This window comes from Pseudomonas sp. O39 (assembly GCF_045447295.1).
Taxonomy (GTDB): Bacteria; Pseudomonadota; Gammaproteobacteria; order Pseudomonadales; family Pseudomonadaceae; genus Aquipseudomonas; species Aquipseudomonas antarctica_A.
In genome coordinates, this window is sequence record NZ_JBJGXV010000015.1 from 83,939 (window position 1) to 105,532 (window position 21,594).

Annotated in this window: 19 protein-coding genes, 4 tRNA genes and 1 riboswitch; of the genes, 6 read left to right on the forward strand and 17 right to left on the reverse strand. The window is 59.6% G+C overall.

Annotation, left to right across the window (positions count from 1 at the left end):
- Positions 1–17: 17 nt before the first annotated feature.
- Both ACI77D_RS19260 and ACI77D_RS19265 read left to right on the forward strand, forming a co-directional pair.
- Positions 18–488: a flagella synthesis protein FlgN gene (locus ACI77D_RS19260; protein WP_407017267.1), complete on the forward strand. Its 471-nt coding sequence runs from the start codon at positions 18–20 to the stop codon at positions 486–488.
- Between the two features lie 96 nt (positions 489–584).
- On the forward strand, positions 585–1,334 hold the full coding sequence (locus ACI77D_RS19265; RefSeq protein ID WP_064453782.1) for a flagellar brake protein: 750 nt from the start codon (positions 585–587) through the stop codon (positions 1,332–1,334).
- Between the two features lie 60 nt (positions 1,335–1,394).
- Here the strand turns inward: ACI77D_RS19265 and ACI77D_RS19270 are convergent, their stop codons facing one another.
- Both ACI77D_RS19270 and ACI77D_RS19275 read right to left on the reverse strand, forming a co-directional pair.
- Positions 1,395–2,780: an MFS transporter gene (locus ACI77D_RS19270; protein ID WP_064453783.1), complete on the reverse strand. Its 1,386-nt coding sequence runs from the start codon at positions 2,778–2,780 to the stop codon at positions 1,395–1,397.
- 295 nt (positions 2,781–3,075) lie between these two features.
- A tRNA-Arg gene (locus tag ACI77D_RS19275) sits at positions 3,076–3,152 on the reverse strand.
- Between the two features lie 327 nt (positions 3,153–3,479).
- On the opposite strand from ACI77D_RS19275, the gene ACI77D_RS19280 reads away from it, so the two are divergent.
- From ACI77D_RS19280 to ACI77D_RS19290, 3 genes are all read left to right on the forward strand, one after another.
- Positions 3,480–3,707 (forward strand): hypothetical protein, encoded by a 228-nt coding sequence (locus tag ACI77D_RS19280; RefSeq protein ID WP_407017268.1) that lies wholly within the window; start codon positions 3,480–3,482, stop codon positions 3,705–3,707.
- Positions 3,708–3,718: 11 nt separating this feature from the next.
- On the forward strand, positions 3,719–3,898 hold the full coding sequence (locus ACI77D_RS19285) for a PA3371 family protein (protein WP_407017269.1): 180 nt from the start codon (positions 3,719–3,721) through the stop codon (positions 3,896–3,898).
- A 393-nt stretch (positions 3,899–4,291) separates the two neighbouring features.
- Positions 4,292–4,618, forward strand: a complete 327-nt coding sequence (locus tag ACI77D_RS19290; protein WP_003193592.1) for an Arc family DNA-binding protein — start codon at positions 4,292–4,294, stop codon at positions 4,616–4,618.
- Between the two features lie 116 nt (positions 4,619–4,734).
- On the opposite strand, the gene mgtE is transcribed toward ACI77D_RS19290, so the two are convergent.
- The 8 genes from mgtE to ltaE all read right to left on the reverse strand — a co-directional run bounded on the left by mgtE (position 4,735) and on the right by ltaE (position 12,484).
- The gene (mgtE, locus tag ACI77D_RS19295) at positions 4,735–6,177 is read right to left on the reverse strand and encodes a magnesium transporter (protein ID WP_064453786.1); all 1,443 of its coding nucleotides are present in this window, start codon (positions 6,175–6,177) and stop codon (positions 4,735–4,737) included.
- A 348-nt stretch (positions 6,178–6,525) separates the two neighbouring features.
- A tRNA-Arg gene (locus ACI77D_RS19300) sits at positions 6,526–6,602 on the reverse strand.
- Positions 6,603–6,674: 72 nt separating this feature from the next.
- A tRNA-Arg gene (locus tag ACI77D_RS19305) sits at positions 6,675–6,751 on the reverse strand.
- A gap of 108 nt (positions 6,752–6,859) precedes the next feature.
- Positions 6,860–6,950: transfer RNA gene (locus tag ACI77D_RS19310), tRNA-Ser, on the reverse strand.
- Between the two features lie 62 nt (positions 6,951–7,012).
- On the reverse strand, positions 7,013–7,201 hold the full coding sequence (gene csrA, locus ACI77D_RS19315) for a carbon storage regulator CsrA (protein ID WP_003175645.1): 189 nt from the start codon (positions 7,199–7,201) through the stop codon (positions 7,013–7,015).
- Positions 7,202–7,375: 174 nt separating this feature from the next.
- Positions 7,376–8,617 carry an aspartate kinase gene (locus ACI77D_RS19320; protein WP_064453787.1) on the reverse strand — a complete coding sequence of 414 codons (1,242 nt, stop codon included), beginning with the start codon at positions 8,615–8,617 and terminating at the stop codon, positions 7,376–7,378.
- A gap of 97 nt (positions 8,618–8,714) precedes the next feature.
- The gene (gene alaS / locus ACI77D_RS19325; protein WP_064453788.1) at positions 8,715–11,333 is read right to left on the reverse strand and encodes an alanine--tRNA ligase; all 2,619 of its coding nucleotides are present in this window, start codon (positions 11,331–11,333) and stop codon (positions 8,715–8,717) included.
- A gap of 146 nt (positions 11,334–11,479) precedes the next feature.
- Entirely contained in the window at positions 11,480–12,484 is a 1,005-nt protein-coding gene (ltaE, locus tag ACI77D_RS19330) for a low-specificity L-threonine aldolase (protein WP_407017270.1), read from the reverse strand.
- A 190-nt stretch (positions 12,485–12,674) separates the two neighbouring features.
- Positions 12,675–12,844: riboswitch (FMN riboswitch) on the forward strand.
- Positions 12,845–12,957: 113 nt separating this feature from the next.
- Here ltaE and ACI77D_RS19335 point away from each other — a divergent pair.
- A complete protein-coding gene (locus ACI77D_RS19335) occupies positions 12,958–13,467 on the forward strand; it encodes a 6,7-dimethyl-8-ribityllumazine synthase (protein WP_064453790.1) in 510 nt (169 codons plus the stop codon).
- 163 nt (positions 13,468–13,630) lie between these two features.
- Here ACI77D_RS19335 and astE read toward each other — a convergent pair whose 3' ends face one another.
- From astE to ACI77D_RS19370, 7 genes are all read right to left on the reverse strand, one after another.
- Positions 13,631–14,635 carry a succinylglutamate desuccinylase gene (gene astE, locus ACI77D_RS19340; RefSeq protein ID WP_262666072.1) on the reverse strand — a complete coding sequence of 335 codons (1,005 nt, stop codon included), beginning with the start codon at positions 14,633–14,635 and terminating at the stop codon, positions 13,631–13,633.
- An 11-nt stretch (positions 14,636–14,646) separates the two neighbouring features.
- On the reverse strand, positions 14,647–14,937 hold the full coding sequence (locus tag ACI77D_RS19345; protein ID WP_003214319.1) for a hypothetical protein: 291 nt from the start codon (positions 14,935–14,937) through the stop codon (positions 14,647–14,649).
- Positions 14,938–14,976: 39 nt separating this feature from the next.
- Complete coding sequence (gene astB, locus ACI77D_RS19350) at positions 14,977–16,323, reverse strand: N-succinylarginine dihydrolase (protein ID WP_221295502.1); 1,347 nt, start codon at positions 16,321–16,323, stop codon at positions 14,977–14,979.
- 175 nt (positions 16,324–16,498) lie between these two features.
- A complete protein-coding gene (gene astD, locus ACI77D_RS19355) occupies positions 16,499–17,965 on the reverse strand; it encodes a succinylglutamate-semialdehyde dehydrogenase (RefSeq protein WP_407017271.1) in 1,467 nt (488 codons plus the stop codon).
- The gene (gene astA, locus ACI77D_RS19360; RefSeq protein ID WP_053257616.1) at positions 17,965–18,990 is read right to left on the reverse strand and encodes an arginine N-succinyltransferase; all 1,026 of its coding nucleotides are present in this window, start codon (positions 18,988–18,990) and stop codon (positions 17,965–17,967) included. The genes astD and astA overlap by 1 nt, the downstream gene beginning before the upstream one ends.
- A gap of 51 nt (positions 18,991–19,041) precedes the next feature.
- Positions 19,042–20,061: an arginine/ornithine succinyltransferase subunit alpha gene (aruF, locus tag ACI77D_RS19365; RefSeq protein ID WP_064453794.1), complete on the reverse strand. Its 1,020-nt coding sequence runs from the start codon at positions 20,059–20,061 to the stop codon at positions 19,042–19,044.
- 245 nt (positions 20,062–20,306) lie between these two features.
- Complete coding sequence (locus ACI77D_RS19370) at positions 20,307–21,527, reverse strand: aspartate aminotransferase family protein (RefSeq protein ID WP_064453795.1); 1,221 nt, start codon at positions 21,525–21,527, stop codon at positions 20,307–20,309.
- Positions 21,528–21,594 lie beyond the last annotated feature (67 nt).

Consider the following 21,594-nt stretch of genomic DNA (forward strand, 5'->3'; position numbering starts at 1 on the left):
AAAACCCAAGGCCAGCCATGCACCACGACGAACATTTGCTTCAACTAATCATTGATGATCTGGCGCCGACGCAACATTTGCTCGAGCTGCTCAAAGAAGAATCCCTGGCCCTGTATGGTCGGGATATGCGCTTGCTGGAAGAAATTCTGGCGCGCAAGCAGTCGCTGATTGTGCTGCTGGAGCAGCATGGCAAGAAGCGCAGCGAAATTCTGATCAGCCTCGGCCTGCCGGCTGATCACGACGGCCTCGCACAGCTCGCCAGCCATTCTTCGGTCGGCGATCAGTTGCTGGCGCAGAGCACCACACTCAATCAATTACTCGCCCAGTGCCAGGAAGCCAACCTGCTCAATGGCCAGTCGATCCAGCTTCAGCAAGCTACGACCGCCAACCAGCTGCGTATACTTCACGGCGGAGAGCCTCCGGCGCTGTACAACGCCCAAGGTTCCACCTCGCGGCTGGTCAAGCCAAGCACCCGCAGCCAAGCCTGACGCCGGTTTACAGCGCGCCCTATCCAAGGCGCGCAACATACTGGCAAAATGCCGGTTCTTGCGTGTAGTCGTACTTTGTCTGGAGATGGAAGAACCGTGTTCAACGCCCTTAACGCGGAAGATGCTCCGCAGCCACCCAAGGTGCTCACCACGCCTCTGGAAATCGCCAGCACGTTGCGGATGCTGCAAGAAAGTCATGATCCGCTGATCATCACCTTCCACGAACGCAGCCAGCGCTTCCAAAGCTACCTGGTGGACGTTGACCGGGACAGCAAGACGCTGGCCCTGGACGAAATGATTCCCCGCGACGGTGAACGCTATCTCGAGAATGGTGAACCCTTTCGTATCGAAGGCTTCCATGACGGTGTGCGGGTCGCTTGGGAAAGCAACGGCACGCTGACCATCAGCGAAAAAGACGGTCATCGCATCTACACCGGCAGCATGCCTGCCGAGGTGGTCTACCATCAGCGCCGCAATGCCTTCCGCGCCGCGTTGAAGCTGGCGCAATTGGTCAGCATCGAGTTGGGCGGCGAAAAGCTCAAGGCACCTATCAGCGGCAAGCTGCTGGATATATCCGCCACTGGCTGCAAGTTGCGCTTTGAAGGTGATATTTCCGAGCGCCTGCAACTGGGCCAGGTCTACGACCGTTTTATCGCCGCCCTGCCCTTCGGCAGCATGACCACTTCCGTCGAGCTGCGTTACCTGCACTTCGAAGACAAGATCAACACCACCTTCGCCGGTGTGCGTTTCCACAACATGAGCGGCCTGGTGCAGCGCCAGGTGGAACGTTTTGTGTACCAGCTGCAGCGCGAAGCGCGGCGGTTCGACAAGGATGACGATCTTTAAGCCTTAACGACCGCGGTAAAAAAACGGGCAGATCCTGATGGGATCTGCCCGTTTTTGCTATCAGGGGCGCGCCCTGCTCAAATCGTGGGGGTGGTCGTCCGGGCCCAGAGGCTCCGGCGGCCCTTCGAAAGCCGGCTCATCCACTGGCGGTTGCGGATCAGTTTCAGGCTCCGGGTCCGGAACGGCGTTCTGCATCTGCTCCTGCACCACCGCCTCGTCCACGCGTGGGTCCAGGCACGCGACCAGCGGCGAGCTGGACATGCTGTCGGGCATCGCCACGTGATGCAGTGGCGCATCGTCCACTTGATGCAGGTTGGTCACCGCTTTTGGCCGGATACGCCACACCAGAATCAACGCACACAGGCTGAAAAACGCATACAGCATGTGACTGCCAAACAGCTTCATGACCACACCGGCCAAGAGCGGCCCGATACTCGCACCGACCCCGTAAGTCACCAGCAACATGGCCGTCAGCGACACTCGGCGATCACCCTCCACATGGTCGTTGGAAAATGCTACCGCCAGCGGGTATAGGCAGAATTGCACCAGCGAACACAAGAACCCTGCCACGAACAGCACTTCCAAAGGCACGTGGGTCATCACGGCCAACGGCAACGCCGCCACCGCCAGGCACAAGGCAAAGCAGCGAATCAACAAAGCTCGGTCATAGCGGTCCGACAACCAGCCCAACGGCCATTGCACCAGCAGCCCCGCGAAAATACAGCTACCCATAAACAGACCGACCTGCTCGGTGGTCAGCCCCTGCTGAGAGGCATAGAGCGGCGCCAAACCGTAGAACGAACCCACGATCAAACCCGCGCCCAACACCGTACTGAGCGACTGCGGCACCCGCTTGATAAAGAAGCGCGGCTCCATCGGAGCAGGATGCAGAGGCGCCGGGTGAATCCGCCGAGTCATGGCCACCGGCACCAGGCACAACGCAAAGCACAGAGCGACCAGCATCAGCAATTCGAGACCGAGCTCGGGGTGCATCACCAGGATCAACTGACCCAACACCAACCCCAGATAGGACGCGATCATATAGCCGCTGAACACCACGCCCCGCTGCTTGGCATCCGCCTGCTCATTGAGCCAACTTTCGATGACCATGTACTGGCACATCATGCCCAGACCCACGATCATCCGCAGCACGATCCAGGCTGGCAGCCAGTTGATCAGGCCATGTCCCAACACCGCCGCGCCGACAATCCCGGCGCAGGTGGCATATGCACGGATGTGCCCGACCCGGGCGATCAGGCGATGCCCGATCTTGCCACCCAGCACCAGGCCAAAGTAGTTGGCGGCCATGAGCGCACCCACCCACAGGCTGTCGACATGGTCGGCCGCCAGGCGCAAGGCAAGGTAAGTACTGAGCAGGCCGGACCCGATCAACATCATCAAGGAGGCGAAATAAAGGGCTCGAAAAGATTTCCAGATTTGGCGCATCGGCGTTCCGAGCGGCTCCTTGCAGTGAGGGACAGGGCTATCGGCATGATAGTCCGGTGTGACCAGGCCCGGACAGGCGATATAGGCTGTTTTCCGGGAATATTTTACTTAATAGCTCAGACGCTGCCTGGCCGGTTGCAAGGTACAAAGGTTGCGATAAATACCCACGCACCTGCTGTGAACGCTGATCACCGGCAAGGTTCGACCGGTGTTCGTCAAGCACGCACAAAAAAGCCCCGCCAGAGCAATCTGTGCGGGGCTTTATGTGCGAGGCTTTTTATACGGGCCACGAATCTGGTGTCCCAGGGCCGGTTCGAACGGCCAACCTTCCCCTTAGGAGGGGGATGCTCTATCCAATTGAGCTACTGGGACAAATGACAGCCATCCGGCCTACGGCGCAGCGACGGACGGCGTGCATGTTAACGGCCGAGGTGGGTTTTGTCATGTCGTCCGTAGGCTTTTTGAGTGTAGGCCGATCCTTGTTCGCAGAATGCCTGCTTCGCCCCGTAACCACGGGCACCCGAGCACCATCGTGCAAAATGCACTCCTCCAAAATGCCATCATTGCAAATTGCAACCTGTCGACCCTTTGAAGTAGACTCAAGCCATTGATTTTATTGAAATAATACATTGGCACGAGACCTGCAATACTTCTCCTACAAGACCCATTCAGCCACGGCGTTAAGCGGAGAACATGACCATGAACAGTGCCCTTCTGTTAGCCCTCAACACCATAGCCCTGGCTGCACTGGTGATGTTCCATTTTCAGTCGACTGGCAGCAACGATCCGGCCCAGATCAGCCAGGCAGTGCCGCACCATCTGCAACAGCGCCCGCAACTGGCGGTGATGACGCCCAACGCGCAATCGCCGGTACGCCTGACCCAAGGCACCCAGGCCGCGCCCGCATCTGAACATTGGGTATTCTGAGGAAACCGCTCGTGACCAAATCCGCCTGGCTACTTTTATGCCTGACCATTGCCGCCGGCATCCTGGGCCTGGGTACCCGCTCGCAAGATGGACAAACGACCGCGTATGTTGCCGCTGGCGTGTTTGCCAGCCTGCTCCTGCTGGCGCTCATCGTGGGCCGCAGAATCAAGTTCGACCCGGTTTTACGCTGACCCCGCCTGCGCCCCACCTCTCCCGACCTTATGTCGCCCCGTCCTAGTAAATTAGCCAATTGCCACTAGTCTTAAAGGTAAGGGCAAATTGCCACTTTGCGATAGGATGTGCGGCCTCAACCCCTGAGCAGACTTGGACTTACGGGAAGTTCCGTTGAAGAATCGCTCGTCGAAAAGTTTTCCAACCAGTCCGCAAAAATGCAAATGAGTGCTGGCATTACGCCTTTAGGCAGTTCAATATTTGTCACAGAATTGACGCCAAGGAACTGTCAAATCTGAGGCATGATGCGATCTCTTTGCAATTCGGGTTGAACTTTGGTCGTGAGCCTTGTCATAACACTCATCTTGCGGCCAATTCCAAAAACCGCTCCCCTGAACTAACCGGTTAAATATATGCGCCCATTGAAACAGGCAATTTATTCCAGCCGTACGGCTGACAAGTTCGTCGTACGTCTGCCAGACGGAATGCGGGAACGCATTGCCGAGGTGGCTCGCAATCATCACCGCAGCATGAACTCCGAAATCATCGCGCGCCTGGAACAGAGCCTTATTCAGGAAGGTGCGCTGGGCGAAGAGTTGAGCATGCGCCTGGACAGCCCAGAGCTGTCACTGCACGAACGCGAACTGCTGCAGCGTTTTCGTCAGCTCTCCCACCGCCAGCAAAATGCTCTCGTCTCGCTTATCGCGCACGACGTTGAGGCGGCCGCAGAAGCCAATTAATCTGCAGTTGAAAGCCGAAGCCAGCCATGTGCTGGCTTTTTTTTGCCTGCGATTTGGGAAAGGAACGTCAGGAAGAGCAAGCAAAGCGGGAGCAGATCTGCTCCCGCTGTAATGGATCAGAGCAGGAAGATGGTCGCCAATCCCAGGAAGATGAAAAACCCTCCACTGTCGGTCATGGCCGTAATCATCACACTCGCACCCATGGCCGGGTCGCGCCCGAGGCGCGCCAGCGTCATGGGGATCAGCACCCCCATCAGCGCAGCCAGCAGCAGGTTGAGGGTCATGGCGGCCGTCATCACGACGCCCAGCGACCAACTGCCATACAGCAAGTAGGCCACCACGCCGATCACGCCGCCCCACACCAAGCCGTTAATCAGCCCCACTACCAACTCTTTGCGCAGCAAGCGCGAGGAATTGGCCGTACTCACCTGGTCCAGTGCCATCGCGCGCACGATCATGGTGATGGTCTGATTACCGGAGTTGCCGCCAATACCGGCCACAATCGGCATCAGCGCCGCCAGGGCCACCAGCTTCTCGATAGAGCCTTCAAACAGCCCGATCACGCGCGAGGCGATGAAGGCCGTGATCAGGTTGATCGCCAGCCAGGCCCAACGGTTATGCAGAGAACGCCAGACCGATGCAAAAATATCTTCCTCTTCACGCAAACCCGCCATGTTGAGGACTTCGGTTTCACTCTCTTCACGAATCAGGTCGACCATTTCATCGATGGTCAAACGGCCTATCAGCTTACCGTTCTTGTCGACCACAGGGGCCGAGATCAAGTCATAGCGCTCAAACGCCTGCGCGGCCTCGTAGGCGTCTTCATCCGGGTGAAAACTCACCGTATCGCTGGCCATCAAATCCGCAACTTTCTTCTCGGGATCATTCACCAGCAGGCGCTTGATCGGCAGCACCCCCTTGAGAATGCCTTCGTAGTCGACCACAAATAATTTGTCAGTATGGCCGGGCAGCTCTTTGAGGCGGCGCAGATAACGCAGTACCACTTCCAGACTGACGTCTTCGCGGATGGTGACCATCTCGAAGTCCATCAGCGCACCGACCTGGTCCTCGTCATAGGACAGCGCAGAGCGCACGCGCTCACGCTGCTGACTGTCGAGGGCCTCCATCAGCTCATGGACGACATCACGAGGCAGCTCAGGGGCCAGGTCAGCCAGTTCGTCGGCGTCCATCTCCCTGGCGGCGGCCAGGAGCTCATGATCGTCCATGTCGGCGATCAGGGTTTCACGGACCGAGTCGGATACTTCGAGGAGGATGTCGCCGTCACGGTCAGCCTTGACCAACTGCCAGAGGGTCAGTCGATCGCCCAGTGGCAAAGCTTCAAGGATATAGGCGACGTCGGCAGAGTGCAGGTCATCGAGCTTGCGTTGCAGCTCGACGAGGTTTTGCCGGTGAACCAGGTTTTCAACGCGGTCGTGGTGCGGACCTTCCTGGCGGTGCGTGAGGTCTTCGACCACGCGCTGACGCTGCAGCAGCTCGATGACTTGAGCCAGGCGATCCTGCAGGCTGTCTTGTGTTTTCTTTACTTCTACTTCGGTCATAGGCGAACTCCACTCCCAGCAGCGGGGCACGCCGGAAGGATCAATCAGTCAATTCATGATTGGTAAAGCGGGGTACTGAGTAACTACTGGGTAAGTCCATGGAGGTATTCCACAAGCCCCGGCGGGGCTGACGGGCGCAATGATACACGCTGCGTGCGCCTTAACGCTAAAAAACTGGAAAGAACAAGCGCTTGCGAGCCAAAACTGAACATCGGCCGCACTTATGAACTGCGACGACACAGCGCGAAGGGAAAACACATGGGACGCAAGAAAAGATGAAGCCCAGGATCAATCCTACACAAACCCCAGACGGCAAAAAGCCCGCACTAGGCGGGCTTTTTGTTTGTATGGTGCACTCGACAGGATTCGAACCTGTGACCGCTCGGTTCGTAGCCGAGTACTCTATCCAGCTGAGCTACGAGTGCAGATTGTGTTTTTAGACCAGATCACAACTGGTTGAAGCCGAATCACCTGCATTACTGCAACTGACTCTTAAATGGTGCACTCGACAGGATTCGAACCTGTGACCGCTCGGTTCGTAGCCGAGTACTCTATCCAGCTGAGCTACGAGTGCATTTGTTGCCGCGCATTATAGGCCGTTCAATCTCTATGTAAAGCTATTTTTTCGAGTAATTTCAACAACTTACCGAAAAAACCAGATTGCAACGTACTAAGCAAATAATGGCGGAGAACGGGGGATTCGAACCCCCGACACCCTTTTGAGGTGTACTCCCTTAGCAGGGGAGCGCCTTCGGCCACTCGGCCAGCTCTCCGCAACACGGGGCGTATATTAACCACGTTCATCCCCGTTTGCAAACATAAAAAACGATAAAAATTAAAGGCTTGGTTCTTCGTCCTTCTCTTTCTTGATCCGCAGGTAGATTTCCTCGCGGTGGACAGCTACCTCTTTCGGAGCGTTAACCCCGATACGTACTTGATTGCCTTTGACGCCGAGCACGGTCACGGTGATTTCGCCATCACCGATAATCAGGCTTTCTGCGCACCGACGAGTCAGAATCAGCATACCTTTCTCCTCACGCATTTCAGTTCAGGAACAACAGTCTGCAAAAAAAAGGCGTTCGACCTACAGCCTGATGGCCATAGCCCTAACGGCCTAAGTATCGTCGAGCGCACGCAAAAGACCATGCGCCCCACAAAAAATGAAAGGCGCGGTAAACCGCGCCTTCCTGGCATCGCATCACTCGCCCGGTCGGGCCGGAGCGTCCAGCTCAAAAGCGGTATGCAGCGCGCGCACAGCCAGCTCCAGGTACTTCTCTTCGATCACCACCGAGACTTTGATTTCCGACGTGGAGATCATCTGGATGTTGATGCTTTCCTTGGCCAGGGCACCGAACATACGGCTGGCAACACCGGCATGGGAACGCATGCCCACACCCACGATCGACACCTTGGCAATCTTGATATCCCCGATCACTTCACGGGCGCCAATCTGGCTCGCAGTGTGCTCCAGGATCTTGTGAGCCGCATCGTACTCGTTGCGGTGCACGGTGAAGGTGAAATCGGTGGTGTTATCGTGCGAAACGTTCTGCACGATCATGTCGACTTCAACATTCGCGTCGCTGATAGGCCCGAGAATCTTGAAGGCCACGCCCGGGGTGTCTGGCACGCCACGGATCGTCAGCTTGGCTTCATCGCGATTGAAAGCGATGCCGGAAATGATCGGCTGTTCCATGGATTCCTCTTCATCAATAGTAATGAGGGTGCCCGGACCCTCTTTGAAGCTGTGCAATACGCGCAGCGGAACGTTGTACTTGCCGGCGAATTCCACCGCGCGGATCTGCAACACCTTGGAACCGAGGCTGGCCATTTCCAGCATCTCTTCAAAGGTGATCTTGTCCAGACGCTGGGCCACGGACACCACACGCGGGTCGGTGGTGTACACGCCGTCCACATCGGTATAGATCTGGCACTCATCAGCCTTGAGGGCTGCTGCCAGCGCCACGCCGGTAGTGTCCGAACCGCCACGACCGAGGGTGGTGATGTTGCCCTGCTCATCCACACCCTGGAAGCCAGCTACAACTACCACGCGCCCGGCTTTCAGATCTGTACGGATTTTCTGATCGTCAATCTGCAGGATGCGCGCCTTGGTATGCGCGCTGTCGGTGAGGATGCGTACCTGGCTGCCAGTGTAGGACACCGCCGGCACACCACGCTTGTTCAGCGCCATGGCCAGCAACGCGATGGTCACCTGCTCACCGGTGGACACGATCACATCCAACTCACGCGGCAGTGGCTGTTGATCACCACTGATTGCCTTGGCCAGTTCGATCAGGCGATTGGTCTCGCCGCTCATGGCCGACAGCACCACCACCAGGTCGTCGCCGGCATCGCGGAATTTCTTAACCTTGTCGGCGACCTGCTCGATTCTTTCGACAGAGCCGACCGAGGTGCCTCCAAATTTCTGTACGATCAAAGCCATTTCTAAGCCGCCTCAGCCCGTAAAGGGGCGCCCAATAAACAAATCGTCCAGCACCTAAGCAAGCCCATGACTAGACCATGGGCTCGTTAACAGTGCCTTAAATGCCAGCCTCGACAAACGGCACGGTCAGGGCCAGGGCCGCGTCCAGGGCACCGGCGTCTACACCACCGCCTTGCGCCATGTCCGGACGACCACCGCCCTTCCCGCCCACTGCCGCGGCGGCTTGCTTCATCAAATCACCGGCCTTGAGTTGGCCAGTCAGGTCCTTGGTTACACCGGCAACCAGAACGACCTTTTCCTCATGGACACCGCCGAGCAGGATCACTGCGCGGCCGAGCTTGTTCTTCAACTGATCGACCAAGGCCAACAGCGCCTTGCCATCCTGACCGTCCAGGCGCACCGCCAAAACTTTCACACCCTTGACGTCCAGGGCGGAAGCCGACAAATCGTCGCCCGCCGCGCTGGCCGCCTTGGCCTGCAACTGCTCCAGCTGTTTCTCCAGCGCACGGTTGCGCTCCAGAACGGCCGACAGCTTGTCGATCAGGTTGTCGCGGCTGCCCTTGACCAGGCCGGCCGCTTCCTTGAGTTGTTCTTCCGCCGCATTGAGGTAGGCCAGGGCCGCAGCGCCGGTCACCGCTTCAATACGACGTACACCGGACGCCACACCGCCTTCGCTGATGATTTTCAGCAGACCGATGTCGCCGGTGCGGTTGGCGTGGATACCGCCACACAGCTCCACGGAGAAACTGCCGCCCATGCTCAGTACGCGCACTTCGTCGCCGTACTTCTCACCAAACAGCGCCATGGCGCCTTTTTTCTTGGCGGTCTCGATATCGGTTTCTTCGGTTTCCACCGGCGTGTTTTTGCGAATTTCAGCGTTGACGATGTCTTCCAGCGCCTTGATCTGCTCAGGCTTGATCGCTTCAAAGTGGCTGAAGTCAAAACGCAGGCGCTGGCTATCGACCAACGACCCCTTCTGCTGCACATGCTCACCCAGCACCTGACGCAACGCGGCGTGCAGCAAGTGAGTGGCCGAATGGTTCAAAGCGGTTGCATGCCGTACGTCGGCATCGACCTGAGTATCGACCGGCGCACCGACCGTCAGGTTGCCCAGTACCAGCACACCGTGATGCAGGAATGCACCGCCGGTCTTGGTGGTATCGCGCACTTCAAAACGGCCCGACGTCGAGCTCAGGAAACCACAATCACCCACCTGGCCACCGGACTCGGCGTAGAACGGCGTCTGGTCGAGGACCACCACCGCTTCCTCGCCTTCATTCAACACGTCGACCGATTTACCGTCTTTATAGAGAGCAACGATCTTGGCCGAACCAACGGTCGCCTGGTAGCCGACGAACTCGGTAGGTACATCAACCTTAACCAAGGTGTTGTAGTCCAGGCCAAAGGAGCTGGCGGAACGGGCGCGTACACGCTGGGCCTCCATCTCACGCTCAAAACCGGCCTCATCGACGGTCAGCTCACGCTCACGGGCGATGTCGGCGGTCAGGTCCATCGGGAAACCATAGGTGTCATACAGCTTGAACACCACGTCGCCCGGCACCACGGTGCCTTTGAGCTCGGCCAGGTCCTGCTCCAGAATCTTCAAGCCATGTTCCAGTGTCTTGGAGAACTGCTCTTCTTCAGCCTTGAGCACGCGCTCGATGTTGGCCTGCTGCTGCTTGAGTTCCGGGAAGGCATCGCCCATCTCGGCCACCAGCGCGGCAACGATTTTGTAGAAGAAGCTACCGGTAGCGCCCAGCTTGTTACCGTGGCGGCAGGCGCGACGGATGATACGGCGCAGCACATAGCCGCGACCTTCGTTCGACGGCAGTACACCGTCAGCGATCAGGAAGCTGCAGGAACGGATATGGTCCGACACCACCTTGAGCGAAGACTGGTTGTCGTTGGCGCAGCCAATGGCCGCCGCCGAAGCGCTCAGCAGGTTGGTGAACAGGTCGATTTCGTAGTTGGAGTGAACGTGCTGCATCACCGCACTGATCCGCTCCAGGCCCATGCCGGTATCGACCGACGGCGCCGGCAGCGGATGCAACACGCCATCGGCGGTGCGGTTGAACTGCATGAACACGTTGTTCCAGATTTCAATGTAACGGTCGCCATCTTCTTCCGGCGAGCCGGGTGGGCCGCCCCAGATGTCGGCGCCGTGATCGTAGAAAATTTCGGTGCAGGGGCCGCACGGGCCGGTGTCGCCCATGGTCCAGAAGTTGTCGGAAGCGTAGGGCGCGCCCTTGTTATCGCCGATGCGGATCATGCGCTCGACCGGTACGCCGACTTCTTTGGTCCAGATGTCATACGCTTCGTCGTCCGTCGCGTAGACGGTGACCCACAGTTTTTCCTTCGGCAGCTTCAACACGCCGGTCAGGAAGGTCCAGGCGAACGTAATCGCATCTTTCTTGAAATAGTCGCCGAAGCTGAAGTTACCCAGCATCTCGAAAAAAGTGTGGTGGCGAGCGGTGTAGCCGACGTTTTCCAGGTCACTGTTCTTGCCGCCGGCGCGTACGCACTTCTGGCTGCTGGTCGCGCGGGTATAAGCGCGCTTTTCCTGGCCCAGGAAGCAGTCCTTGAACTGGTTCATCCCCGCGTTAGTGAACAGCAGGGTTGGGTCGTTGCCTGGGATCAAGGAGCTGGAGGCTACACGGGTGTGACCTTGCTCTTCGAAGAAGCGAAGGAAGGCTTCACGGATTTCTGCGCTTTTCATTAGGTTCTTCCACGGAGTCTGCGGCCAAAGGCCAGTGCGCAACATCATCAGACGGAGCGACGGCAAAGGGCCGCATTATATCGGCCCTTTGCCAGTGGTACAGCGTGTTTATGTGATAGAAACAGTCAATTAGACGGTCTGCACTGTCATTTTCGGGAAAACTCGACAAATGTCTGCACGACCTGCTCGATCTGCGCCCGGCTGACATCCATATGAGTGACCATGCGCAGGCGCGGCGCGGCGCTCAACTTGATTTCGCGCTCAGCAGCAAACGCCTTAAACGCCTGTGCCTGGTCGCCGACCTGCACATACACCATGTTGGTCTGAACCGGCTCCACCGCGTAACCGGCCTTGCGCAACGCCTCACCCAGCCATTGGGCATTGGCGTGGTCGTCGGCCAGGCGCTGCACCTGATGATCCAGCGCATACAGCCCCGCTGCCGCCAGGGAACCGGCCTGACGCATACCGCCGCCGACCATCTTGCGCAGGCGACGCGCCCTGGCGATCAAGGCCGTGGAACCGCACAACACCGAACCCACCGGCGCGCCAAGGCCTTTGGACAAGCACACCGACACGGAATCGAAATGCTGGGCAATCTCCCGCGCCGGCACCCCAAGCTTGACCGCCGCGTTATAAATACGCGCGCCATCCAGATGCAGCGCAAGGCCGTGTTCATGCGTGAACGCTCGCGCCTTCGCCAGGTACTCCAGCGGCAGCACTTTGCCCTGCATGGTGTTTTCCAGGGCCAGCAGACGGGTGCGGGCGAAGTGAAAATCATCGGGCTTGATTGCCGCCAGCACGTGGTCCAGGTCAAGGGAGCCGTCCGCCTGCACCTCCAGCGGCTGCGGCTGGATCGAACCGAGGACGGCCGCGCCGCCGCCTTCATATTTGTAGGTATGGGCTTGTTGCCCGACGATGTATTCCTCGCCGCGCTCACAGTGGGCCATCAACGCCAGCAAGTTGCTCATGGTGCCGGTGGGCACAAACAACGCTGCCTCGAAGCCCAGGCGCTTGGCCAACTCGGCCTCCAAATGGTTGACGCTGGGGTCTTCGCCGTAGACATCGTCGCCACTGACGGCACTGGCCATCGCGTCGAGCATGCCGGGGGTGGGTTGGGTCACGGTGTCGCTACGCAGGTCGATCACAGACATGAAACAAGCCTCTAACGGGTATGTAAGTTCCTTTTATGGATGATTACTGCGGGTAAAGCCACGGAATATCAAGCCCCCGTTAGCGTCAATCGAATACCAACCAAACAAACCGATATAGGTTATCGATAAGGCGATCGTGCAGTTTTTGAAAAACCATGTTAAAAACTCTCCGCCGCCAGGGTTCTGGCGGCAACGTTCTCAGGGCGGGGTGTAATTCCCCACCGGCGGTAATTGCACGCAACGTGCATAGCCCGCGAGCGCTTGGCGCCTTGAACTGCTCACGCAGGACGGCGGCAAGGTCAGCAGACCCGGTGTGATCCCGGGGCCGACGGTCATAGTCCGGATGAAGAGAGAACGGGATTGGCACCTAAGGGCCGCGCGCCGGGTTCATGCTTGCATGACGTGGCTGTTCGTACCCTTAAATCCCATTCGATTCATAACGCCCTGTTTTTTTCTTAAACAGGAGTCAGAACATGCAACCCACCGCAATCGACAGCAAAAGCAAAAACCACCACGGCGAGCGCGTCGCGTTTATCCAGGCCTGCTGGCACAAGGATATTGTCGACCAATCGCGTAAAGGTTTCCTCGCCGAAATGATCGCCCAGGGCTACCAGGAATCGGACATCGATTTCTTCGAAGTCGGCGGCGCCTTTGAAATGCCCCTGCACGCCAAGCTGCTGGCCAAGACCGGCCGTTACGCCGGTATCGTTGCCGCCGCGCTGGTGGTGGACGGCGGGATCTACCGCCACGAATTCGTGGCCCAGTCGGTAGTCAGCGGCCTGATGCAGGTGCAGTTGGAAACCGAAGTGCCGGTGTTCTCGGTGTCCCTGACCCCGCACCATTTCCACGCTGGCAGCGAACACCACACGTTCTTCTACGAGCACTTCGTGCACAAGGGCCAGGAAGCTGCGCGCACCTGCGCCGACACCCTGCACAAGGTCCGCGCGATCCGTCGCAGTGAGCCACGCGCCTTAGCCGTTTAAGCTACACCGCAAAACCAATGTGGGAGCGGGCTTGTGTGGGAGTCGAGCTTGCCCGCGATGCAGTCACCTCGGTGTGTCAGCCACACCGCGGTGATGCTATCGCAGGCAAGCCAGCCCCCACACAAGCCAGCTCCCACATGTAGATCCGGTTAAGCCTTAAGCTCTATGCCAACCCGGCATCCGTGGTCGGCACAATCAATATCCCCGCGCGCAAACCATTCTTCACCTTCGGGTTCGGGAAGATGATGCGAGCACCCTCCTCCTCGATCACCCAACGGGTCTTGGCCACGTCTTCGGCCAGCAGATACCCCTTCGCCAACGGCGAGAAGTTTTCCACATCCGCCGGCAAGTGCAGCAGGAACGCATCGCTGTGCTTGATGACTTCACGGGACACGGCAAACAACTGCAAGCCATCCAGACTCGCGGTCTCGGGCTCGGTGCCCTCGATGATCTGCTTGAGCCGGGTTTCCAGGCGGGACACATCCACACCCTGGTTCTGCCCGAACGGCCGCGCCTTGCCCAGTTCCAGCGTGAAGGCTTCGGCCTCCAGCTGCTCGTAGGTAAACGCCGTGAAGGTGATGGACGTCTTGCTCTGCAGCAGCACCGCCTGCATGCCGGCAGCGCACAGACGGGCCAGTTCGTGGCGCGAATGCTGACGCCCGTCTTTCCACGGGTACAGCGCAAACTGCTCGATCTTCGAGCCGCGAATGGCGGTGTGCAGGTCGTAATGCAGGCGCGAACGGCCGGGCAGGCTGAAAAAGCTGCGGGCCAGTTGCTCTAGCTCGGCGGCGCGCATGGCCTCCGGGCCGATGTTTTGTTCATGACGGCCGTTGAACAGCCGGTTGACGTCCAGTTCCAGGTAACGCTCGCCGCGCCGCATGGCCTCGGGGTTGCCGAACAGGAACAGAATACGGGTGCGGGGCTTGATCTCCCCACGGGCGATGCCATGCAACAGGCGGTCGAGCAGTTCGATCGGCGCCGTTTCGTTGCCATGGATGCCGGATGACAGCAGCACGTCGCTGCCGTTGTCCAGGGCCTGCGGCGGGCGCACTTCAAGTGCGCCCTCGCTGAGCCAGCGCATCTGCACGCCGTCGACAGTCAGTTGAATTTTTTGCGCCGGTTCACGACCGGCGAGGGTCAGTTCAAGCAATTTGCCGAGGGCGAGCATAAGCAGCTTCCTTAGTGGTTGCAGCCTGGGCCGTGGACGTGATCGTCGTCGTCACCTTCGACGTCGGCCGGTTCCATTTCCAGTTGCAGGCTCATCAGGTTGGTGGCCAATGGGCGCATCAGCAGGTTGGCGTACTCGGCGTCGCCTTCTTCCACATCCACACCGATCAGCAACTGGCCACGGCCGTCGTGCTGGATCCAGATTTCCTTGCCCTGCCAGACCACGGCGACGCGGGTGCAGGAGGTTTCCAGCTGGGTGCCATCGGTGTCTTCAAGGATCAGTTTCAGGGTGTCGGTGGTCATAAAATAGTTCTCAGCCCTAGGGTGTAAAAAGAGGTGGCGTTAATTGATCTGGAAAGGATAAACCGAGCCCAGTTTAAGGATTTGCGTCAGTTCATCCAGTGCCGTCCGGCACTCAAGCAGCAACTGCGGGTCAGCCAGGTCGGTTTCACGCAGGCTGTCGCGGTAGTGCTTGTCGACCCATTGGGTCAGTGTTTCGTACAACGGCGCGGTCATGATAACGCCTGGGTTCACCGCCGCCAGTTCAGTTTCGTTCAACGCCACACGCAGCCGCAGGCACGCCGGGCCACCGCCGTTCTGCATGCTTTGCTTGAGGTCGAAGACTTTCACTTCGCGGATCAGCCCACCGGATGCGGTCAGGCCTTGCAGGTACTGCCAGACGCGCTCGTTGGCGCGGCACTCTTCCGGCACGATCAGTAGCATCGAGCCGTCGGCGCGGGTCAGCAACTGGCTGTTGAACAGGTAGGAACGCACCGCGTCTTCGACACTGACTTGAGCGCGAGGCACGCACACCGACTGGAAGTTGCCGCCCAGCTTGCCCAACTTGCCTTGCAGTTCGCCCAGCATCTGTTCGGTATTGAGGAAGGCATCCTCGTGATAGAACAGCACCTCGCCGTTGCCCACGGCGATCACATCGTTATGGAACACGCCGGCATCGATCACCGCCGGGTTCTGCTGGGCGTAGACCACGCCGTCATCCTTCAAGCCGTGCAGGCGTGCGACGGCCTGGGAGGCTTCGAGTGTCTGGCGCGCCGGGTATTTCTGCGGGGCCGGGTAACGGGTGTCGAACGCACTGCGGCCGAACACGAAGAACTCGACACCGGCTTCGCCATAGTCACGGCAGAAGCGCGTGTGGTTGGCCGCGCCTTCGTCGCCGAACTGCGCCACCGCCGGCAACGCGGCGTGGTGGGCAAAGTGCTTCTGGTCGGCAAACATCGCCCCCAACACACGGCTGGTGGTCGGGTGTTCGATGCTGCGGTGGTATTTGCAGTTGAGGTTGGCGGCGGTGAAATGCACGCGGCCATCCGCTGTATCGGCACTCGGGCTGACAGTGGCGGCGTTGGCCACCCACATGCTCGACGCCGAGCAACTGGCAACCAGCAGCGGCATGGCGTGCTTGGCTGCTTGCTGGATTACCTGGGCGTCGGTACCGCTGAAACCGAGGTTACGCAAGGCCGCCACGTCAGGTCGTTCCTGCGGCGCCAGCACCCCTTGCACAAAGCCCATGTCCATCAGGGCTTTCATTTTCTGCAGGCCCTGCAACGCCGCTTCCTTCGGGTTCGAAGACTGCTGGCTGTTGCTCTGGGACGCGACGTTGCCGTAGGACAAACCGCCGTAGTTATGGGTCGGCCCCACTAGACCGTCAAAATTGACTTCATAGGATTTCATCGGCGAGGCTCCACGAACATCTGTTTTTATAGGCATCTGGTGCAGATCTATAGCTGTAAACCCATTCAACTGTGGGAGCTGGCTTGCCTGCGATCCAGGCTACTCGGTCTTTCAGTAAAACCGAGGTGACGCTATCGCAGGCAAGCCAGCTCCCACATTTAGATCAGTGTCAGCTTCACTTCAGCGTTATACCTGGCGTCAGCGTGGCTGGAACCACCAGGCTTGGCGTTTCCAGGGACGCCACCGGGTACGCGCAATAATCCGCTGCGTAATAGGCACTGGCGCGGTGGTTGCCCGAGGCCCCTACCCCACCGAACGGCGCGGTGCTGGCGGCGCCGGTCAGCTGTTTGTTCCAGTTGACGATACCGGCACGGCTTTCCAGCCAGAACTGCTGGTAACGCGCTTCGGAATCCGACAACAAGCCAGCGGCCAGGCCGTACTGGGTGTTGTTGGCCTCGGCAATCGCCGCGGCAAAATCAGCGTAGCGGATCACCTGCAACAGTGGGCCGAACAGCTCTTCATCTTCGCGCTCGGTCACACCGGTCACGTCGATGATGCCTGGGGTCAGCAACGCGGCCTGATCCTGCGGCTGAGTCATTTCCAGCAGTGCCACAGCACCATTGGCCAACATCAGTTCCTGGGCGTCCATCAAGGCTTTCGCCGCACCAAGGGAAATCACCGAGCCCATGAATGGCGCTGGCTGCTGGTCGAATGCGCCCACTTCAATCGTCGCGCTGACCGCCACCAGACGCGCCAGCAACGCATCGCCCCAGGCGCCTTCCGGCACCAGCAAGCGGCGTGCACAGGTGCAACGCTGGCCAGCAGAAATAAACGCCGACTGGATGATGGTGTAGACCGCCGCATCCACGTCGGCCACTTCGTCGACCACCAGCGGGTTGTTGCCGCCCATTTCCAGGGCCAGGATCTTGTCCGGGCGCCCGGAGAACTGCTGGTGCAGGTGGTTGCCGGTGCGGCTCGAACCGGTGAAGAACAAACCGTCGATACCCGGGTTGGCCGCCAGCGCGATGCCGGTTTCCCGCGCACCTTGCAGCAGGTTCAGCACACCTGCCGGCAAACCGGCTTCGATCCAGCACTGCACGGTCAGCTCGGCGACTTTAGGGGTCAGCTCGCTCGGCTTGAACAGCACGGTGTTACCCGCCAGCAGCGCCGGGACGATATGCCCGTTCGGCAAGTGGCCCGGGAAGTTATAAGGGCCGAACACCGCCACCACGCCGTGGGGTTTGTGGCGCAATACGGCGGTGGCGTCGCCCAGGGGGCCGCTCTTTTCGCCGGTACGTTCACGGTAGCTTTGCACCGAGATCGCAATCTTGTTGGCCATGCTGGTGACTTCGGTGGCCGATTCCCACAGTGGCTTGCCGGTTTCCTCACCGATGCAACGGGCGATTTCATCGGCACGGCTTTTCAGCGTGACGGCGAAGGTTTCCAGCACGCTGATGCGTTCTTCCAACGGGCGCCGGGCCCAGCCCGGGAATGCCTGGCGCGCAGCCTGCACGGCGGACTCGACCTGCTCGGCGGTGGCGCCATTGCCGGCCCACAGCACCTGCTGGGTCACCGGGTTGCGCGATTCAAACAGTTCACCCTGGCCGGTCAGCCAAGTACCTGCGATATACAGCGAATTCATTACTTGGACTCCCGGGCAGCAGACAACGGAACAGCACGCACTTGATCACCCACCACCAGTTGCAGGCGTTTGGCGGTCAACGGATCGACCACCAGGGTGCCTGCCGCCAGACGGGCTGGTGCGGCGGTAATGCGGCACTCCTCGCGCTTGCGGTTATGGATCAGGAACGGCGTGGCGTCGTCCCCCGGCGTGCCGATGGCCAACACCAGTGACTGGCTGTCGCGCACCGCACGGATTTTGCTGGTCTCACATTCCACCGCCGGGCCGGCGTCGAAGATATCGACATAGCCCTGGTAGCTGAAACCTTCGCTCTTGAGCATGCTCAGCGCGGGCTCGGTATCGGGGTGGACCTTGCCGATCACATTGCGCGCGTCTTCGGAAAGGAAGCAGCTGTACAGCGGAAACTTCGGCATCAGCTCGGCGATAAACGCCTTATTGCCCACGCCGGTCAGGTAGTCGGCCTGGCTGAATTCCATCTTGAAGAAGTGCCGGCCCAGGCTTTCCCAGAACGGCGAACGCCCGGCTTCGTTGGACACGCCGCGCATCTCGGCAATGATCTTGTTGCCGAACAGCTGCGGGAATTCAGCGATAAACAGCATGCGCGCCTTGGCCAGCATGCGGCCGTTGAGGCCGTTGCGGTAATCGGCATGCAGGAACAACGAGCACAACTCGGAATTGCCGGTGAGGTCGTTGGCCAGAAACAGTGTCGGAATCTCACGGTAGATGTTCAGCTCCTGGGAAGCGCTGACGGTCAGCCCCACCCGGAAGTTATACCAAGGCTCACGCAGGCCGACGGCACCGGCGATGGCAGAAATACCCACCACGCGGCCTTCGTCGTTTTCCAGCACGAACAGGTAATCGGCATCACCCCGCCCGGCTTCGCCGCGAAAGGTTTTTTCCGCCCAGCCAACCCGGTGGGTCAGGCGCTCTTCGTTGGCCGGCAAGGTGGTGAGGCCGGTGCCGGTGCTGCGCGCCAGATCAATCAGGGCCGGTAAATCGCTGCTGCGTACGGGACGAACGATCATGCTATCTCCTCAAACAGGCCGCTGTTGCCAGCCACCCGCGAAACTCTGTGTTTAAACCGCAACCAGACGCACGCTGGCACCTTCACCGACGCCAAGGGCCTCAGCGGTGTCCAGGTCCAGGGTCACCGGTTTGCCGGGCGCGTAGTCCAGGTCCAGCATCACCGCGCGGTAATCCTGCAACTGCGCGTTGCTCACCAGGTACTGGCGGCCGACACCCTTGAGCATCTCGCCGATCTTCACCGGCACCACGCGGCTCTGCGCGATCGAACGAATACCCGAAACCCGCGCGTGCAGCGTCGGGCCGCCGTCGAAGATGTCGATGTAATGGTCGGTCTCGAAGCCTTCGCGCATCAGGATGTCGAAGGTGATCTGCGCACGCGGGTGCACCTGGCCCATGGCTTCCTGCGCTGCGTCCGGCAGCAGCGGCACGTAGATCGGATAATGCGGCATCAGCTCGGCGAGGAACGTGCGGCTTTTCAGCCCGCACAGGCGCTCGGCGGCGGCGTAGTTGAGGTCGAAGAAGTTGCGGCCAATGGCGTCCCAGAACGGCGAGTCGCCGTTCTCGTCGCTGTAGCCGACAATCTCGGTCACCACCGAGTCGGCAAAGCGCTCGGGGTGGCTGGCGACGAACAACAGGCGACCACGGGAATTGAGTTCCGACCACGCTGAACCGACCAGCTCCGGCACCACGTAGAAACTGGTGAGCAAGCTGTTGCCGGTGAGGTCGTGGCACTGGGAAAGCACGTGAATCTTGTTGTGAATTTTCAGCTCGCGGGAGGCGTGCACGAAGGTTTCGTTACGGAAGCTGTAGAACGGCTCCGAGTAACCGGCCGACGCGACGATGGCCGAGCAGCCGGCGAGCTTGCCGGTGTCGGTGTCTTCGAGCACGAAGAAGTAGCTCTCTTCACCGTTGAAACTGACCTCGGCCGCGAAGGACGCTTCGCTGGCGGCGATCTTGTCGCTCAGGCGTTCCACATCATCCGGCAAGGAGGTGACACCAATCGGGCTGTCCGCAGCCAGACGCTGTACCTCGCCCAGATCAGCCATTTGCGCGGGGCGCATCACCAGCATGGTGTCACTCCTTAACTCGAAAAACTCACAGGAAAAAATGCCAGGCACGAATTTGAAACCAGCGAAGGACAAGTGTGGGAGCGGGCTTGATCGCGAATGCGGTGGTTCAGTCACCTGAAATGTTGAATGACACACCGCTTTCGCGAGCAAGCCCGCTCCCACATTGGATCTTCACGGCTCCAATCAAGAGGCCCGGCACAAAAATTTAGGTTCGATGCCCAATCGATTGAGCACCGAACGGCGTATCAAGCTTGCGTCAACGTCTTCACAGCACGTTCAAAACGGTCCAGGCCTTCCTGGATGTCTGCGTCGTCCACCACCAGGCTCGGGGCGAAACGCACCACGTCGGGGCCGGCTTGCAGGATCATCAGGTTTTGTTTTTCGGCCGCGTTGAACACGTCCTTGGCCTTGCCTTTGAAGGCATCGCTGAGCACACAACCTATCAGCAGGCCCAGGCCGCGCACTTCGGTGAAGATGCCGTATTGCTTGCCGATCTGCTCCAGGCGCGCCTTGAACAGGTCGTGCTTGGCGTTCACACCGGCCAGCACTTCTGGGGTGTTGATCACGTCGATCACTGCTTCCGCCACTGCACAGGCCAGCGGGTTGCCGCCGTAGGTGGTGCCGTGAGTGCCGACCACCAGGTGCTTGGCCAGGTCTTCACGGGTGAGCATCGCCGCAATCGGGAAACCGCCGCCCAGACTCTTGGCGCTGGTGAGGATGTCCGGCACCACGCCGTAGTGCTGATAGGCGAACAGGTGGCCACTGCGGCCCATGCCGGTTTGCACTTCGTCGAACACCAGCAGCGCGTTGTTCGCGTCGCACAGCTCGCGGGCGCCTTGCAGGTAAGCCAGTTCGGCCGGCAATACGCCGCCTTCGCCCTGGACCGGTTCCAGCACCACGGCGCAGGTCTTGTCCGACACAGCGGCTTTCAGCGCCGCCAGGTCGTTATAAGGAACGTGGGTGATGCCGGTGATTTTAGGCCCGAAACCATCGGAGTACTTCGACTGGCCACCGACGTTAACGGTGAACAGGGTGCGCCCGTGGAAGCTGTTCAGCGCAGCGATGATCTCGTACTTCTCAGTACCGAAACGGTCGAACGCGACGCGACGGGCCAGCTTGAAGGCGGCCTCGTTGGCTTCGGCGCCGGAGTTGCAGAAGAACACCCGCTCGGCAAAGGTGGCGTCGATCAGCTTATGCGCCAGGCGCAGGGCCGGCTCATTGGTGAAGACGTTGGACACGTGCCACAGCTTGTTGGCCTGTTCGGTCAGCGCACCGACCAGCGCCGGGTGGGCGTGGCCCAATACGTTAACCGCGATGCCGCCGGCAAAGTCGATCAGCTCGCGGCCCGCCTGGTCCCATACGCGCGAACCTGCGCCACGCACGGGGATGAAGGCGGCAGGTGCGTAGTTGGGAACCATGACCTGGTCGAAATCGGCACGTTGCACCGGGGCTTGCTCAACGGACATCGGAGTCTCCTGAAGAGGAACGCCTGCCTGGAACTGGCGGGCGATGCAGGGATTGTAAGGACAGTTT

Bases quoted from the DNA above. Each gene is read 5' to 3' on its own strand.
- ACI77D_RS19320 (WP_064453787.1), bottom strand. From the start codon at position 8,617: ATGGCTTTGATCGTACAGAAATTTGGAGGCACCTCGGTCGGCTCTGTC.
- alaS (WP_064453788.1), bottom strand. From the start codon at position 11,333: ATGAAAAGCGCAGAAATCCGTGAAGCCTTCCTTCGCTTCTTCGAAGAG.
- ACI77D_RS19290 (WP_003193592.1), top strand. From the start codon at position 4,292: ATGCGCCCATTGAAACAGGCAATTTATTCCAGCCGTACGGCTGACAAG.
- ACI77D_RS19345 (WP_003214319.1), bottom strand. From the start codon at position 14,937: ATGACCACCGACACCCTGAAACTGATCCTTGAAGACACCGATGGCACC.
- ACI77D_RS19260 (WP_407017267.1), top strand. From the start codon at position 18: ATGCACCACGACGAACATTTGCTTCAACTAATCATTGATGATCTGGCG.
- csrA (WP_003175645.1), bottom strand. From the start codon at position 7,201: ATGCTGATTCTGACTCGTCGGTGCGCAGAAAGCCTGATTATCGGTGAT.
- ACI77D_RS19335 (WP_064453790.1), top strand. From the start codon at position 12,958: ATGCAACCCACCGCAATCGACAGCAAAAGCAAAAACCACCACGGCGAG.
- astA (WP_053257616.1), bottom strand. From the start codon at position 18,990: ATGATCGTTCGTCCCGTACGCAGCAGCGATTTACCGGCCCTGATTGAT.
- ltaE (WP_407017270.1), bottom strand. From the start codon at position 12,484: ATGTCTGTGATCGACCTGCGTAGCGACACCGTGACCCAACCCACCCCC.
- astE (WP_262666072.1), bottom strand. From the start codon at position 14,635: ATGCTCGCCCTCGGCAAATTGCTTGAACTGACCCTCGCCGGTCGTGAA.
- astD (WP_407017271.1), bottom strand. From the start codon at position 17,965: ATGAATTCGCTGTATATCGCAGGTACTTGGCTGACCGGCCAGGGTGAA.
- aruF (WP_064453794.1), bottom strand. From the start codon at position 20,061: ATGCTGGTGATGCGCCCCGCGCAAATGGCTGATCTGGGCGAGGTACAG.
- ACI77D_RS19270 (WP_064453783.1), bottom strand. From the start codon at position 2,780: ATGCGCCAAATCTGGAAATCTTTTCGAGCCCTTTATTTCGCCTCCTTG.
- astB (WP_221295502.1), bottom strand. From the start codon at position 16,323: ATGAAATCCTATGAAGTCAATTTTGACGGTCTAGTGGGGCCGACCCAT.
- ACI77D_RS19280 (WP_407017268.1), top strand. From the start codon at position 3,480: ATGAACAGTGCCCTTCTGTTAGCCCTCAACACCATAGCCCTGGCTGCA.
- mgtE (WP_064453786.1), bottom strand. From the start codon at position 6,177: ATGACCGAAGTAGAAGTAAAGAAAACACAAGACAGCCTGCAGGATCGC.
- ACI77D_RS19370 (WP_064453795.1), bottom strand. From the start codon at position 21,527: ATGTCCGTTGAGCAAGCCCCGGTGCAACGTGCCGATTTCGACCAGGTC.